Source organism: Microbispora sp. CSR-4 (assembly GCF_008033685.1).
In the GTDB taxonomy this organism is placed as follows: Bacteria; Actinomycetota; Actinomycetes; order Streptosporangiales; family Streptosporangiaceae; genus Microbispora.
Genome location: NZ_VJVX01000019.1, coordinates 21852 through 36397, shown reverse-complemented (window position 1 = coordinate 36397; position 14546 = coordinate 21852). Strand labels below are relative to the sequence as shown.

Sequence of the window (14546 nt, the reverse complement as noted above, 5' to 3'; positions counted from 1 at the left end):
AGGAAGTACACCCATGTCTGATACGACCGCACCGGAGCCCTTCGCGGCCCTCCGGCGCGCACTCTCCAACGCCTCGCCACCGTTACGCCGGCTGATGCTGATCGGCGTGATCGCGCTCTCGATCCTGGTCTCCGGCACGACACTGTTCGCGCCGAAGGCCGCGCAAGCGGCGAACCACACGATCGCGATCAAGAACTTCGCGTTCACGCCGGACGTGCTCACGCTGGCACCCGGCGACACGGTCACGTTCGTCAACCAGGAGACGGACGGTACCGTCCACGCCATCCGCGGCGACTTCACGTCCCCGGACCTGCCGCCCGGGGCGACCTTCACGGTCACCATCGTCGCCGCAGGCTCGTACAACTACTACTGCAGTTTCCACCCGTACATGACCGGCATCATCAACGCCGGAACGGCATCGCCGTCGCCGTCCCGCTCGCCGAGCGCGAGCCCGTCGCCGAGCCCGAGCCGTTCGCCCAGCGGCAGCCCGTCGCCGGGTGTCAGCCCGGGCGTGAGCCCGAGCCCGAGCGTCACCCCGACGACGCCGACGCCCGGCTCCGCGCCCTGCGACGACCCGGTCCTCGGCGCCGACCAGGGTGACGGCACCCGGCTGGCCGCCTACGAGGTGGTCGGCTCCGTCAAGGTGTTCAAGCTGTGCATGTCGCAGACCGACTGGGAGGTCTCGCCCGGGGTGGTGAAGCTGGCGTACACGTTCAACGGCATGGTGCCCGGCCCCACCATCAAGGTCAACGAGGGCGACAAGGTGCGGGTCATCGTGCAGAACGACCTGCTGGAGCACACGGCGGTGCACTGGCACGGCATGGTGCTGCCGAACGCGCAGGACGGCGTGCCGGACATCACCCAGCCGCACATCCTGCCCGGCGAGACCTACACGTACGAGTGGACCGCCAAGTCGACCGGCACGCACTGGTACCACTCGCACATGGGCGGCGGCCAGGTCGGCCGGGGCCTCTACGGCGCGCTCCTGGTGACCCCGACGCTGGGCGACATCGCCGCCGACAAGCACTACACCATCCAGATCGGCGACGGTTCCAACGGGTTCACCTTCAACGGCAAGTCGTACCCGGCGACCGCGCCGCTGGCGGCGGCGGTCAACCAGAAGGTCCACATCCGGCTGATCGGCGCGGGCCCCGAGATGATCCACCCGATCCACCTGCACGGCGCGGCGTTCCAGGTCGTGGCCCAAGACGGCAACAAGCTCGCGTCACCGTACACCGTGGACACGCTCAACGTCGGCGTCGGACAGACGTACGACATCGTGTTCCAGCCCAAAGAGCCCGGTAAGTGGTTGCTGCACTGCCACATCTTCTCCCACTCCGAGGGACCCAACGGCATGATCGGCCTCGTGACGATCGTCAATGTAACGGCGTAGTCACCGGCTGAACCTGCCTCCGAACCCGTGCCGGTCAGTCGTGACAGCACCTGGCCGGCACGGGCTCCACATACCGATACGCGCAAGGAGCCCGCGCATGAAGCCCATCCGCGCCGTCGCCGCGACGCTCGTCGCCGGCGTCGCCGTCCTGCTCGCCCCCACCTTGCCGGCGTTCGCCCACGTCACCGTTTCCCCCTCGGTCGCCACCACCGGCGGCCGCGGCACGTTCGCGTTCAAGGTGCCCGACGAGCGCGCGGACGCGAACACGACCCGCGTCGAGGTCGTCTTCCCGGAGAACGCCCAGCTCTCCAGCGTCTCCGTGCGCCCCGTCCCCGGCTGGAAGGCCACTGTCGCCACCCGGCAACTGCCGAACGCCGCGTCCGCCGGGTCCGAGGACGAGGCCGCCGACAAGGCCGTCACGGGCATCGTGTGGGAGGGCGGCGCCATCAAGCCCGGCGAGTACCAGGTCTTCGAGGTGTCCCTCGGCCCGCTGCCCACCACGCCCGGCGAGCTCGTGTTCAAGGCGCTGCAGACCTACAGCAACGGTGAGGTCGTCCGCTGGATCGACATCCCGGAGGCCGGCGCTCCACAGCCCGAACACCCGGCGCCGGTGATCTACGTCAAGCCGCCGGACGCGCCGCAGGCCACCGCGCCCGCCGCGGCCACCCCCACCGACGACGGCGTCGCTCGCCTGCTCGGCTGGGCCGGCCTCGCGCTCGGCGCGCTCGCGCTGCTGACGGCGGCCGCGACCGGGCTGCGCCGGCGCGCCCCGGCGCCGGCCTCCGCGCCGCTCGCGGAGGCGGACACCGCCGCGCGGCTCTCGCCATGACCCGCACCAGGACGCGCGGCGCGGTGCTCGCCGTCCTCCTCGCAGGGTTAGCCACCGCCGTGTCCCTCATGGTGGCGAGCCCTGCCTGGGCGCACGCGGAACTGATCGACGCCGCGCCGGCCAACGGCCAGATCTACCAGGACTCCCCTCGGACGCTGCTGCTGCAGTTCACCGACCCGGTGACCGTGCCGCCGGACGGCGTGCGGCTGTTCGGCCCGGACGGCGCCCGCATCGGCATCGGCGCACCGGCCCACCGCGCGGGCGACGCCACGTCGGTGGAGGCCCCGCTGAACGGGAAACTCGCCGACGGCGTCTACACCGTCTCGTGGCGGGTGGTGTCCTCCGACAGCCACCCGGTGCAGGGCGCCTACACGTTCACCGTCGGTACGCCGGGCAGCCGGCCGGCCGGCGTCACGCCCCCGGACGATCGTCACGGCGATGTCGCGACCGCGTACGGCGCCGCCCGGTGGGCCGCGTTCGCAGGGTTCGCCGTGCTGGTCGGCACCGCCTTCTACCTGGCGTGGTGCTGGCCGGCCGGTGCGCGGCGACGGCCGGCCCGGCGGGCGTTGTGGGCCGGCTGGGGCGCCGGCCTGGCCGCCGCGATCGCCTCCGGCCTGTTGTACGGGCCGTACGTGGCCGACGGCGACCTGGCGGGCGTCTTCGACCCGCGGCTGCTGTCCACGACGTGGGCCACCGGCCTGGGCCGTGCCCTCGGGATTCGCGTCGCTCTGCTGCTCGCCGCGGCGCCCGCGCTCGTCTGGCTGCTGAACCGCTCCCCGGACGCGCCGGACCGCCGCACGCGGTGGACGGCCGCGGCGGCGGTGCTCGCGGCCGCCGCGGCGCTCGCCACGACCTGGAGCCTCGCGAACCACAGCGTGACGGGCCAGGCCCGCGGGTTCGCCGTGCCGGTCGACGTCGTGCACCTCGTCGCCGGCTCGGTCTGGCTCGGGGGTCTCGTCGCGCTCGCCATGACGCACGTGCCGGCCCGCGACGCCGTGACCCTGCGCGTGGCGGTGCCCCGGTTCTCGCACACGGCGCTGGTGTGCGTGGCGGTCATGGCCGCCACCGGTCTGTTCCAGGCATGGCGGCAGGTCGGGTCGCTGCCGACGCTGTTCGCCACCGCGTACGGCCGGGTTCTGCTGGCGAAGGTCGCCCTCGTGGTCGTGCTGGTCGCGTTCGGCGCCGCCGCCCGCGGATGGGTCGCCCGCCACTACGGCACGGGCGGCAACCGGCGTCGTGGCGGCCCCGACCCCTACCAGCTCTACGCGTTCTACCGGCGGTTGCTGGCCGAGACGGCGGTGGGCGCCGTCGTGCTCGGCCTGTCCGCCGCGCTGGTCGCCATGGAGCCGGCCCGCTCGGCGTACGCCGGGCGCCGCTCGACGGCGGCGCCCGCGAATACGGCGGCGCCGGTGCCGGTCGTGCCCGAACCCGTGCCGTTCTCGGCCGGCTCCGGCCCCGCCGCGCGTGGTGCGGTGCTGCTCGAGGTGTTTCCACCGAAGGTGGGGCCGGCGCAGCTACACCTGTCGGTGCTCGGCCCGAACGGCGCGCCGCTCAACGTGCCGGAGGTGCACGCGGCCATGACCCTCACAGGCCGGGACCTCGGGCCGATCCCGGTGGAGCTCCAGGGCGCCGGCGGGCACTACATCGGCCAGATGAACCTGCCGTTCCCGGGTCGCTGGCAGGCCGTTCTCACGGTCCGCACCACGGAGACGGACCAGGCCACGGTTCGCGTCGTGGTCGACGTGAGCGCGTGAAGTCAGCTCAGGTAGTGGAACGCCGGCTTCGGGTGCATGAGGAAGTCGTGGTGGGAGATGTTCCAGGCGTACGCGCCGGCCATGGCGAAGGCGACGACGTCGCCGGCGGCGAGCGAGGCGGTGACGCGGCGGGCGAAGACGTCCTTGGGGGTGCAGAGCCGCCCCACCAGGGTCACCGGGCCGTCCTCGCCGTCCTCACCCCTCGGCAGCACCACGAAAGGCTGGTCGTGGCCCTTCGTGACCGGCGTCCGCAGGTGGTGGGTGCCGCCGGACAGGACGGCGAAGCGCTCCCCGTGCACGCGCTTCACGTCGAGCACGGTCGTGAGATACCAACCGCAGTAGGCCGTCAGGGCGCGTCCCGGCTCCACGCGCAGCGTCTCGCCCGGCCGGGCCAGCGCCCGCAGGCCCGCGCCGTACGCCGCCCAGTCGAACAGCTCCTCCGGGCGGGTGTAGGAGACGGCCATGCCGCCGCCCAGGTTGAACTCGCGCAGCCCGAGGCTCCTGCCGTACGCCAGGACGGCCTCGGCGAGCGCGAGCAGGTCAGGGGCGGCCAGGCCGCTCGCGAGGTGGGCGTGGATGCCGCGCAGCCGCACCGGTGAGGACCCGAGCAGGGTCAGGCACTCGGCGATCCCGCCGGGGTCCATGCCGAACGGCGTGGCGCCGCCGCCCATGGCGAGCGCCGCGCCGGTGACGGGCACGTCGAGGTTGACCCGCAGCAGCACGTCGGCCGGTTCGCGTAGCCGCCGCAGCTCGGCCGGGCTCTCGACGTGCCAGCGGGGGGCCGAGGGGGCGAGGGCCAGCTCCGCGCCGGTCTTGCCCGGCCCGCCGAAGCTCAGCGGCACCTCCGGCAGCACCGCTCTGACGTGCGCGAACTCGCCCCCGGATGAGACCTCGAAGCCGTCCATGTGCGGCGCGAGCACCCGCAGCACCTCGGGGTCGGGATTGGCCTTGACGGCGTAGCAGATCTCCGTGTCCGCCAGTGCGGCCCGTACGGCGGCCGCGTGACGGTCGAGCCCGGCCAGGTCGTAGACGTAGGCGGGGACGTCGTCCAGCGACTCGGCGACCTTCCGCACGCCCGCCGGCACCTCGATGCTCATCGGCGCTCTCCTTCCGCGTCCACGCGGAGCGGGTTCGGGACGGGGACATATCCGGCGGCCCGGTCGGCCGCCCTCGCCCAGCGCACGCCCAGGTTGGCCTTGGCCGGCAGCGGCGCCCCGGCCAGCACCCGGGTCAGCGGCGCGAGCGCGTCGAGACCCGCCGCGTGGTCCGCGACGTAGCGCTCCAGGGACTCCCGGGCGACCGCCCACAACGCGCGCAGGACGCCGTCGGCCGTGCCCGCCGTCGTCGCGGCGACTTCCGCCAGGTGGTTGACGAACAGGCAGTAGGCGACCCGGTTCCAGCCCCGCGCGGCGTCGTACGACAAAGGGGCGGCCACACCGCCCGGCACGCCGGTCAGGTCGTGCCGTCCGGTGACCAGCTTGGTGCCCTCCAGGTCGCGGAAGACCGCCTCGATGGGCCATCCAGCGGCGTCGAACCCGACGAGCACGTTCTGCACGTGCGCTTCGAGCACGACCCCGTGCCGGAAGAAGGCGTCGAGCACCGGGAACGCCACGCGCTCGACGTACGCCCCCCACCACGCCACAGGATCGGCCGTACGGCGGGCCAGGACGGCCTCGGGCACCCCGTCCGCACCGGCGGCCAGGGCGCCCGCGAGCACCGGCGTGGTGCCCGGCCCGCAGACCGCCCACGGACCGGTGCGGACGATCACCCCGAGCCCTTCCAGCAGCCGGGTGCCGAGCGTGGCCGATCGATAGCCGGGCTCGGGCAGCCACCGCGTGCCGGGGAAGCGCCGGGCCAGCCGCTCGAAGACGGGAGCGAGCCGCCGGGTCAGCTCGACCGCGCCGCGCAGCTCATACCAGGCGTTCTTCCGCACGCAGTTGGTGATCCGCACGTCGAGGCTGAACTTCAGGCACATGCCCGTGCCGGGGTCGTACACGGTCCGGACCGACGACGTGGGCACGACCGCGCGGGGGCCGGGCCCGAGGTCGACCAGCCGCCCGTCCGCGAACGGCCCGCGCAGCTCGGCGGCCAGCAGGCCGAGCTGCCAGGGATGGGCGGGCAGCGGGACATATCCGTCCGGCGCGTTCCCGAATGTGTCGAGCGCCGCCGTGTCGCCCTCCTGGGCCACCAGGTCGGCGCGCACCCCGAGCAGCCGCGGCGCGAACCGCGCGTGCGTCTCGGGCGCGTAGTCCGGCCAGTCGTCGCCCGAGCGCGCCTTGGGCGCGGGATGGAACGGGTGCCCGGCCACGAGGGCCTGCTCGGAGGCGAGCCACGGGTCGGCGGGCGGTACGGCCCGCGCGCGGGCGGCCAGGATCGCGGCGACCGCCTCCCGCCCGGCCCGCACCTGGGCGGCGAACTCCTCGTTGCCCCCGTCCAGGCCCCCGTCCAGTTCCTGCTCCACCAGCGCGACGAGCGGCGACAGGCCGAGGGGCCGCCAGCGCCCCTCCGCGAGGTGCTCGGGCGGGCCGTCGAAGCGCAGCGCGATGCCGCCGTGGACGCGGACGCGCACCGGCGTCCCCGCCACGCGGAGCGTGAGGTGGGGCCCCGCGGCGCGCACGTGCCCACCGGGGATGGCGACCTCGCGTAGCCAGCAGCGCAGCAGCGCCCCGAGCGCCGCCTCCTCGGCCAGGGCGGCGTGCGGATCGCGGGTGTGATTGTCGAGGAGCAGGCCGTCCACGGGTCAGGCACCCCTCAGGTAGTTGGGACCGGTCGTGCCGTAGAACTTGTTGACGTCCCTGGCCCCGGTGCGGTCCTTGGCCACGAGCGTCCCGGCGACGACCATCGACTTGCCGGTGAGGCGGGCGGCCTCCAGCGTGCGCGCCCGCAGCAGCCGGGCCATCGGGTCGTCCCCGTACGGCTCCAGCGCCGCCGTCAGCGCCCGTGCGACGAGCGGGGCGGCGGCCCCCGGCAGCGCGCCGTGGGCCACGGCCATGGCGGCCAGGTGCAGGGTGATCGTCACGAAGACGTCGGCGAGCGCGTACGGGTCGTCGGCCAGCATGCGCTCGTCGCCGAAGCCGGGCGGCTCGATCCCCGCCGCGTGCAGCCGCCGGGGCGAGGCGAGCAGCCCGTCGTTGTCCTTGACCAGCAGCCGCATGGGCCCGTCGCCGAACACCAGCGCGAGGTTCTGCTGGTGGGCCTCCAGCGCGACGCCATATCGGACGAACAGCGTGACGTTCCACTCCAGCAGTGCCGTGAGGTAGTCGCGCAGCAACGCCTCCGCGTCGCCGCCGTAGTGACGCCCGGCCACCTCGTGCAGGACGAGCCGCCCGTCGTCAGGCAGGGGCGCGAGCAGGGCGGCGACCGGCACGATCTCCCCTTCGGGCAGGTAGCGGACGAGCCAGCCCAGGTATTCGTGCCCGGCGTGCCCGTAGGTCTGCTCGTCCGCGAGCGTGACGCGCAGACCGGGTTCGCGGGCGAGGATCGCGCGCAGCAGCGTCTCGGCCAGCGCGCCGTCGCGCAGGGTGCCGGGTTTGATCGACCGGCGGTTGCGCAGGCCCAGCGTGCTGGCCGGGAGCGGCACCTTGAGATGCACGCGCTCGGCCACCTCGACCGTACGGGTCGACAGGGTCGGCCGTACGACCAGGTGAGCCTCGCGCGCGGTCACGAGCCCGGCAAGCCCGGCCACCAGCGGCTCTGTCAGCGGATGGACGGGGAGGAGCACGTGCGTGCGGGCCAGATCGGGCGCCAGCCCCACGTCACGTGGCGCGGGCCACCAGCGGGGGAGATCGGGCCGCGAGAGGGTCACCCCCTCGCGCGGCACGGCCGCCCACCGCATCGCGAACTCCGGGGCGAACTCGGGCGCGTACGCCGCCAGGCCGGCGGGGGAGATCCCGAGGCGGGCGCGGGCCGTCGGATAGAGCGGGTGGTCCACGGTCGCGGCCAGCGACTCGTAGCGGATGAGGCCGCGACGCCCGCGCAGCCGCCGGGCCACCTCGCCGCGCGTCCGGTGGTGGGCCTCCAGGGCCGCGAGCGCGTCGTGGCACTCCCGCTCGAAGGCGGCGACCCCCTCGGCGTCGGCGGGGTGGGCGACGGCCTCCAGCGTCTCCAGCACCTCCGCCAGGCGCAGGCGCTCGTGCGGGGCCGTGGCGAAGTCCTGGAACGGACTGCCCGGGGCGAGCCCCACCCGCCGTCCCGAGGCGAGGACGATCGCGACCCCGTCCTTGTCGTGGGTGACCCTGGCGGAGATCCCGGCGTAGTCCTCCCGCAGCAGGGCGTTCAGCACCCGCGCGGCCAGGTAGCGCTCGCGCTCGGTGGCCTGGTCGCGTGCCGCCGGGATCATGCGAGCACCCAAGGGTGCTCCTTCCTGAACGCGCCGATCGCGGCGTCGACGCTCGCGTGGTCCGGGCCGACGGCGCGGAGCAGGCCGAGGTAGTCGCGGTTCGTCCCCGTCACCTCGACGTGATCGCCGATCTCGCGCAGCGCCCGGTGCCGGAGCCGCACACCGTCCTTCTCCATGGACAGGTCCGGCGGCGCGCCGGTGACCGTGCCGGAGTGCTCGGCCACGAGGCTCACCACGGACCCGTACGCCGCTCCGTACGCCGCGCGCAGGCAGTCGAGGTCGAAGGAGGACACCGGTTCGCCCGCGTGGACGCGCAGGATCCACTCGTGCAGCGGCACGCCGAGCAGGTCCGCGAGCAGGAAGTCGCAGTTGTCGCCGATCAGCCGATAGTTGATCTCGATGACGCGGGGGCCGTCGCGGGTGACGGCATATTCGGTGTGGCACACGCCGAAGCCGATCCCGGCCGCGTCGAGCGCCGCGCCGAGATGGGCGAGGTGGCCGGTGTCGGGGGGCCGCCAGTCGAGGCGCTCCTCCACGAAGTGCGGCAGCGGGCCCAGCGTGGTGGCGAACCCGCCCAGCACGCGCCGGGTCTCGTCGTCGCCGAGCGTCTCCAGTGTGCGCACCGGCCCGTCGAGGAACTCCTCCGCGACCACGACCTCCCCCGGCCGCCGCTCCCGCGCCGCCGCGACGGCCGCGGCCAGCGCGTCGGGCCCGTCCACCAGCACGACGTCCTCGCTGGCCACGCCCTGCGCGGGCTTGACCACCACCGGGTACGGCAGGCCGTCCGGCAGGCCCTCCGCCGGGTCCGCGCTGGGAGGGATCCGTACGGACCTGACCGGTTCGACGGCGGCGAGGGCGCGGCGGGGGAGCGCCTTGTTCTTGGCGGGGACGCAGGCCCGCCAGTCCTTGCCGGGCAGGCCGAAATACTCGGCGGCGAGCGCGGTCGCGGCCTGGAGATGGTCGGAGTTGGAGAAGATCACGTCGGGCCGGTGGTGGGCGGCCACCGCGTCGATCACGGCCCGGAAGTCGCGGACGTCCGCCGCCACGACGTCGTGGCCCGGATACCGATCAGGCTGGTCGGTGAGTATCGTCACGTCCCAGCCCAGCGCGGCCGCGGCGGGGAGGAACCCGCCGGTCACCGAATCGGTCGGGTTGAGCGTGGTGAGGTACAGCCGCACCGGCCCTCCATAGGTAAGGCTAACCTAAGTGACCGCATCCTAGCCGGGAGCACGATCATTTGACCGGCGAACGGGAAAGGGCGGGGAGATTGCCGGAGCGGCGGCAGTGGAAGGATGACGGCGTGGAAATCGCGGACGGACTGCTCGGACCCCTGCTCCTGGCGCGCAGCGCCATCGACCGATCGGCGGCCCTGCGGGGCGACGAGGAATGGCTGCGGCGGGCGTGGGAGGCCGAGAAGACGCGGGTTCTCCTCGTCCACGACGGCCGCACCCTGCTCCGCCGCTTCACCGACGGCGCGGCCCTGGTGCTCACCTCGCCGGCCGAGGCGCCGGAGGGCACCCGCTATCTGCTGGGCGTGGACGAGGACGGCGTGCCCTACTTCGCCGTCAACGCGCCGCTGCCGGAGGGCGACGCGGCGGGCCTGCGAGAGGCCGCGGTGCTGCTGGACGACCGCGACGCCGGGCTGCTCGTCTACGCGGTGGCGCTGGAGGCGTGGCACGCGAGCCACGAATACTGCCCGCGGTGCGGCAGCCGTACGGACGTCACCGCGTCGGGCCACATGCGGGTGTGCCCGCGGGACGGCAGCCAGCACTTCCCGCGCGTCGACCCCGCGGTGATCATGCTGGTGCACGACGACGAGGACCGCATCCTGCTCGCGCGCGGCCCGCAGTGGCCGCAGGGCCGGATGTCGGTGCTCGCCGGGTTCGTGGAGCCGGGGGAGTCGCTGGAGCACGCGGTGGTCCGCGAGGTCCTGGAGGAGGTGGGCGTCGCCGTCACCGCGCCGCGTTATCTCGGCAGCCAGCCCTGGCCGTTCCCGCGCAGCCTGATGCTGGGCTTCTTCGCCCGCGCCGTCACCACCGAGCTGCGTCCCGATCTGGAGGAGATCGCCGAGGCGCGCTGGCTGTCCCGGGAGGAGCTGGAGGCACAGGTGCGCTCGGGCGACCTGGTGCTGCCCGGCCAGGTCTCGATCGCCCGGCGGCTGATCGAGACCTGGTATGGGGAGCCGATCCCCGACACCGAGTGGTGAGTCAGCAGGCGCCTTCGAGGTGCCGCTTCACCTCGGCGACCGAGGGGTTGGTCATGGTGTGGCAGTCCGCGACCACGGTGGGGACGACCTGGTTGCCGTTGTTCACGCTCGCGACGAAGTCCGCGGCGTCCGGGTGCTGCTCGATGTCCACCTCGCTGAAGACGATGCCCTCCCGGGTGAGCTGGCTCTTCAGCCGCTTGCAGGGGCCGCACCAGCTCGTGGTGTAAACCGTCAGCGCCATCTGTCGTCCCTTCCGTGCGCATCACTGTTGCCGAGAGCAGTCATGGCAACATCGCGAGTGCGCCGCATGTTCCCGCCGCGTCCACCCCCTTTTGATCTCGGCTCCGCGCGGCCTCTGAGGGCCGGATGGCAGAGGCGCCCGGCGGTCGGGGCGCAGGCGGCATAGGTGAGCGAGCCGCACTGGAAGCGTCCGCGGACGGCCGGGATCGTCCATCGGTGCCGGATTGTGATGTGGATCACTGCCGTGATTGTCACGCGGGGGCAGGCCGGCTCGTCTGGTTGCCGTGAACGGCGGATCCCGGCCAGAACGCCGGGGCGGACCAAGGAGAGATCATGCGAGTTCTCGTCGCGGGGGCCACTGGGGTGATCGGTGAGCGGATGGTTCCGCTGTTGACCGCGGTGGGGCACGAAGTGCTGGGGCTGGCCCGGCCGGGGAGCGGCACGGCCAAGCTGGAGGCGGCGGGTGCCCGGGTGGTGGTCGCCGACGCGCTGGACCGGGACGGGGTGCGCCGCGCGGTCGGGAAGGCGGCGCCCGACGCGGTGGTGAACATGCTCACCGCGATTCCGGCCGAGATCGATCCCCGGCATCTGGCGCGCGATTTCGCGGTGACCAACCGGCTGCGCACCGAGGGCACCCGGAACCTCATCGAGGCCGCCCGCGGAGCGCGGATCATCAGTCAGGGCCTGGCCTACGCCTATCAGCCGGGCGAGGGCATGGCCGAAGAGGACGCCCCGCTGTGGCGGACCGGCACGCCCGGACAGTTCGTGCCCGTGCTGGACGCGCTGGCCGAGCTGGAGCGCCTGACCACGCAGGCGGGCGGGCTGGTGCTGCGGCTGGGCCACCTGTACGGGCCCGGCTCGATCTACGCCCCCGGCGGATCCTTCGTCCGGCAGGCACGGGCGGGGAAGGTGCCGCTGGTCGGTGGCGGGAACGCGGTCTTCTCCTTCACGCACGCCGACGACGTCGCGACCGCCGTCGCGGCCGCGCTGGACAAGCCCGACGTCAACGGCGTGCTGAACATCGTCGACGACCGGCCGGAGCCGCTGCGCCGATGGCTGCCGGAGCTGGCCGCCCTCCTTCGCGCCCCGGCGCCGAAGAGGGCGCCTGCCGCGCTGGCCCGGCTGGCGGTCGGGAGCTGGGGGGTGGCGTTCATGAACCTGCTGCGCGGCGCCGCCAACACCCGGGCCCGGCTGCACCTGGACTGGCGTCCCCGTTACTCCTCGGTGTCCGAGGGATTCGCGGCCGAGCTGCGCGACGCGCCGGCTCAGGCCGCATGAGCCGCGAACCGGTTCTCGCGTAGCCATCGATTCTGAGGACAGATCTGATGAAGGCTCTGCTGAAAGCGATGCTCGTCGTCGTGACCGCCGGTGCGTCGTTGACCCCGGCCACGGCCCCCGTACGGGCCGATGTGATCTGCGACGACTGGTGCGAGGCCGCCTGGGCGCAGCAGCGCGCCGACGCCCTGCCCCGCACCGCCTTCTACGACCCGCCGAACCCGCTGCCCTGCTGCAGGGCCAGGCTGACACCGTCATCCTCGCGTGGATGACGGACGAGGTCGCCCGGGCGCTTCGCCGAACCGGGTGCGCGGTGGACTACCGCACCTACCCCGGCCTGGAGCACGATACCTACCCCGGACAGACCGTCGGCATCGACGACGGCGCCATGCCGGACATCCTCGACTGGGTCGCCGGCCGGTTCGCCGCCGGAAGGGACACGGCGAAGTGAACGTCGATCGGCGGGCCGCCGCCGGCGGGCAGGGAGCGCACAGTGGACGAGACCTTTGAGGAGCACCGGCAGCTCCTCCTCGGCCTGGGGTACCGGTTGCTGGGCAGCATGTGGGACGCCGAGGACGTGGTGCAGGAGACCTACCTGCGCTGGACGAACACCGATCGGTCGCAGGTCCGTGAGCCGCGCTCGTTCCTGGTGACGGTGGTGACCCGTCTGGCGCTCGACCAGTTGCGCTCGGCGCGAGTGGCGCGCGAGGCATACATCGGGCCGTGGCTGCCCGAGCCGGTCGACGGCCGGGCGTTCGGCCCGCTGGAGACCGCCGAGCTGCGCGACACCCTCTCGTACGCGACGCTCCACATGATGGAGCGGCTGTCACCGCCGGAACGGGCGGTCTTCGTGCTGCGCGAGGCATTCGACGTGCCCTATGACCGGATCGCCGAGATTCTCGACGCCTCCGTGCCGACCTGCCGGCAGTGGCACCACCGGGCGGTGCGGTATCTGAGCCGGGATTCCGGGCGGTTCGCCGCCCCCGCCCGGTCCGAGCACGCCGAACTGCTCACGCGGTTCCTGGCCGCGGCGCAGGACGGCGACCTGGCCGCCCTGGCCGAGCTGCTGGCCAAGGACGCGGTCGCCTACAACGACGGCGGGGGCAAGGTCCGTGCCGCCCTGCGCCCGGTCCTCGGACGGGACAACGTCGTGGCGTTCGTGGCCGGCCTGATGTCCCGGTACCCGATCGAGGAGGCCCGCCTGACGCAGGCCAACGGCGAACCGGCCGTCTGGACCGTGATCGGCGGGCAGCGGCAGCTCGTCGCCTTCGACGTCCGCGACGGACGCATCCACGCCATCTACGGCGTCCTCAACCCCGACAAGCTCATCCACATCTGACAGGACGAGCATCCAGGGGGCTCTGCGGCCGCTCGCGAGGACCCGCCACTCAGGGCGGGTCCTCCGCGCGGTACGTGGGGAGGGCGAGGTCGTGCCGACCGGCGGTGATCAACCAGCCGCACCCAGACCTCAACCACCCCCATGCGCGGATAACGGGGCTAGTGCCCCAGCCGGGCGACGATCCAGTTCTGGACGGTCTCGGCGACCCCCGGCTCCCGGTAGAGCGGGGAGCTGTGCTGGGTGCCGGCCATGGTCTTGACGGTCATCCGCACACCCACACTGGCCAGCGCCTCCTTGAGCATCTCGCTCTGGTAGGGCGGGACGAACTCCTCGGCGGAGTGGAAGGCGAGCATCGGCGGGTCGCCGGGCGAGGCGTGGAACGGCACCTCCATGCTCGACCACACGCTCGGGCACTTGGCGGGCGTGCAGCCGCCGGCCAGCTTGATCGCCGCCTTGCGCAGCTTCTGCTGCTCCTTGGTGCCGAACGCGCTGCCGTCCGCGAACGCCGACAGCGGCGAGACGGGCGGGGAGATCCCGACGACGCCGCGCAGGCCCGGCCGGCCGTCGCCGTACGCGCCGACGGCGGCGGCCAGATGGCCGCCCGCGGAGAACCCGACCAGGACATAGCGGCCGGGGTCGGTGTTGAACATCGCCGCGTGCCTGCGCACGGCGTTGACGGCGGTCAGCACGTCGGTGCGCTGCGCCGGCCAGGCCGCGTCGCCCGACAGCCGATAGTCGAGGTTCACGACCGTGTAGCCGAGCTGGGAGTAGCTGCGGCTGATCGATTTCATGTACTTCTTGTCGCCACCGGACCACCAGCCGCCGTGGATGACGAAAACCGCCGGGCGCCGCGGCCCGGCGGTGTGCCACCACACGTCCATGGTCTGGCGCGCGTGCGAGCCGTACGCGTAGGTGCGGATCCGCACGTCCGGCGGCGTGGGCGCCGACGAGGGCGAGGCCGACGGGGACGGCGAGGGCGACGGGCTCGCGGAGGGCGAGGCGGAAGGCCCGGCGGTGGGCCGGGTGGTGGACCCGGCGGAATGCGTCGCGGAGGGGTTGGGGGAAGCGGAGGGGCGATGGGCGGGGGAGCCCGCCGGGGTGGCCGCCTGGGCGTCCGGCGAGGCCAGGGCGAGGGTGGCGAGGGCTGCGGCGCCCACGCCTAAAGCAGTTC

General features: G+C 73.6%; 14 protein-coding genes. 8 read left to right on the top strand and 6 right to left on the bottom strand.

Going from position 1 to position 14546, the window contains the following annotated elements:
- Nucleotides 1–13 precede the first annotated feature (13 nt).
- The 3 genes from FLV34_RS16225 to FLV34_RS16215 all read left to right on the top strand — a co-directional run bounded on the left by FLV34_RS16225 (nucleotide 14) and on the right by FLV34_RS16215 (nucleotide 3976).
- Nucleotides 14–1393 (top strand): multicopper oxidase domain-containing protein, encoded by a 1380-nt coding sequence (locus tag FLV34_RS16225; RefSeq protein ID WP_147943480.1) that lies wholly within the window; start codon nucleotides 14–16, stop codon nucleotides 1391–1393.
- A gap of 97 nt (nucleotides 1394–1490) precedes the next feature.
- On the top strand, nucleotides 1491–2222 hold the full coding sequence (locus FLV34_RS16220; protein ID WP_142650705.1) for a YcnI family protein: 732 nt from the start codon (nucleotides 1491–1493) through the stop codon (nucleotides 2220–2222).
- Complete coding sequence (locus FLV34_RS16215; protein WP_147943479.1) at nucleotides 2219–3976, top strand: copper resistance protein CopC; 1758 nt, start codon at nucleotides 2219–2221, stop codon at nucleotides 3974–3976. The genes FLV34_RS16220 and FLV34_RS16215 overlap by 4 nt, the downstream gene beginning before the upstream one ends.
- 2 nt (nucleotides 3977–3978) lie before the next feature.
- On the opposite strand, the gene FLV34_RS16210 is transcribed toward FLV34_RS16215, so the two are convergent.
- Genes FLV34_RS16210 through FLV34_RS16195 form a run of 4 tightly spaced genes read right to left on the bottom strand, consistent with a single transcriptional unit; the run spans nucleotide 3979 to nucleotide 9493 of the window.
- Nucleotides 3979–5073, bottom strand: coding sequence for a type III PLP-dependent enzyme (locus tag FLV34_RS16210; protein WP_147943478.1), 1095 nt, complete (start codon nucleotides 5071–5073; stop codon nucleotides 3979–3981).
- The gene (locus FLV34_RS16205) at nucleotides 5070–6713 is read right to left on the bottom strand and encodes an IucA/IucC family siderophore biosynthesis protein (protein WP_147943477.1); all 1644 of its coding nucleotides are present in this window, start codon (nucleotides 6711–6713) and stop codon (nucleotides 5070–5072) included. The genes FLV34_RS16210 and FLV34_RS16205 overlap by 4 nt, the downstream gene beginning before the upstream one ends.
- Nucleotides 6714–6716: 3 nt before the next feature.
- On the bottom strand, nucleotides 6717–8327 hold the full coding sequence (locus FLV34_RS16200) for an IucA/IucC family protein (RefSeq protein ID WP_261985798.1): 1611 nt from the start codon (nucleotides 8325–8327) through the stop codon (nucleotides 6717–6719).
- Nucleotides 8312–9493, bottom strand: coding sequence for an acetyl-CoA carboxylase biotin carboxylase subunit family protein (locus FLV34_RS16195; RefSeq protein ID WP_147943476.1), 1182 nt, complete (start codon nucleotides 9491–9493; stop codon nucleotides 8312–8314). The genes FLV34_RS16200 and FLV34_RS16195 overlap by 16 nt, the downstream gene beginning before the upstream one ends.
- A gap of 122 nt (nucleotides 9494–9615) precedes the next feature.
- On the opposite strand from FLV34_RS16195, the gene nudC reads away from it, so the two are divergent.
- A complete protein-coding gene (gene nudC / locus FLV34_RS16190; protein ID WP_142650700.1) occupies nucleotides 9616–10521 on the top strand; it encodes an NAD(+) diphosphatase in 906 nt (301 codons plus the stop codon).
- Nucleotide 10522: 1 nt separating this feature from the next.
- On the opposite strand, the gene FLV34_RS16185 is transcribed toward nudC, so the two are convergent.
- On the bottom strand, nucleotides 10523–10762 hold the full coding sequence (locus tag FLV34_RS16185; protein WP_142620262.1) for a mycoredoxin: 240 nt from the start codon (nucleotides 10760–10762) through the stop codon (nucleotides 10523–10525).
- Nucleotides 10763–11094: 332 nt separating this feature from the next.
- On the opposite strand from FLV34_RS16185, the gene FLV34_RS16180 reads away from it, so the two are divergent.
- Genes FLV34_RS16180 through FLV34_RS16165 form a run of 4 tightly spaced genes read left to right on the top strand, consistent with a single transcriptional unit; the run spans nucleotide 11095 to nucleotide 13375 of the window.
- Nucleotides 11095–12039, top strand: a complete 945-nt coding sequence (locus FLV34_RS16180) for an NAD(P)-dependent oxidoreductase (RefSeq protein ID WP_147943475.1) — start codon at nucleotides 11095–11097, stop codon at nucleotides 12037–12039.
- Nucleotides 12040–12086: 47 nt separating this feature from the next.
- Entirely contained in the window at nucleotides 12087–12308 is a 222-nt protein-coding gene (locus FLV34_RS16175; RefSeq protein WP_147943474.1) for a hypothetical protein, read from the top strand.
- A complete protein-coding gene (locus FLV34_RS16170; protein WP_142650697.1) occupies nucleotides 12305–12487 on the top strand; it encodes a hypothetical protein in 183 nt (60 codons plus the stop codon). Before FLV34_RS16175 ends, FLV34_RS16170 begins: the two co-directional genes overlap by 4 nt.
- 42 nt (nucleotides 12488–12529) lie before the next feature.
- On the top strand, nucleotides 12530–13375 hold the full coding sequence (locus FLV34_RS16165; protein ID WP_142650696.1) for an RNA polymerase sigma-70 factor: 846 nt from the start codon (nucleotides 12530–12532) through the stop codon (nucleotides 13373–13375).
- Nucleotides 13376–13533: 158 nt separating this feature from the next.
- Here FLV34_RS16165 and FLV34_RS16160 read toward each other — a convergent pair whose 3' ends face one another.
- Complete coding sequence (locus FLV34_RS16160; RefSeq protein ID WP_261985797.1) at nucleotides 13534–14532, bottom strand: alpha/beta hydrolase; 999 nt, start codon at nucleotides 14530–14532, stop codon at nucleotides 13534–13536.
- Between the last annotated feature and the right edge of the window lie 14 nt (nucleotides 14533–14546).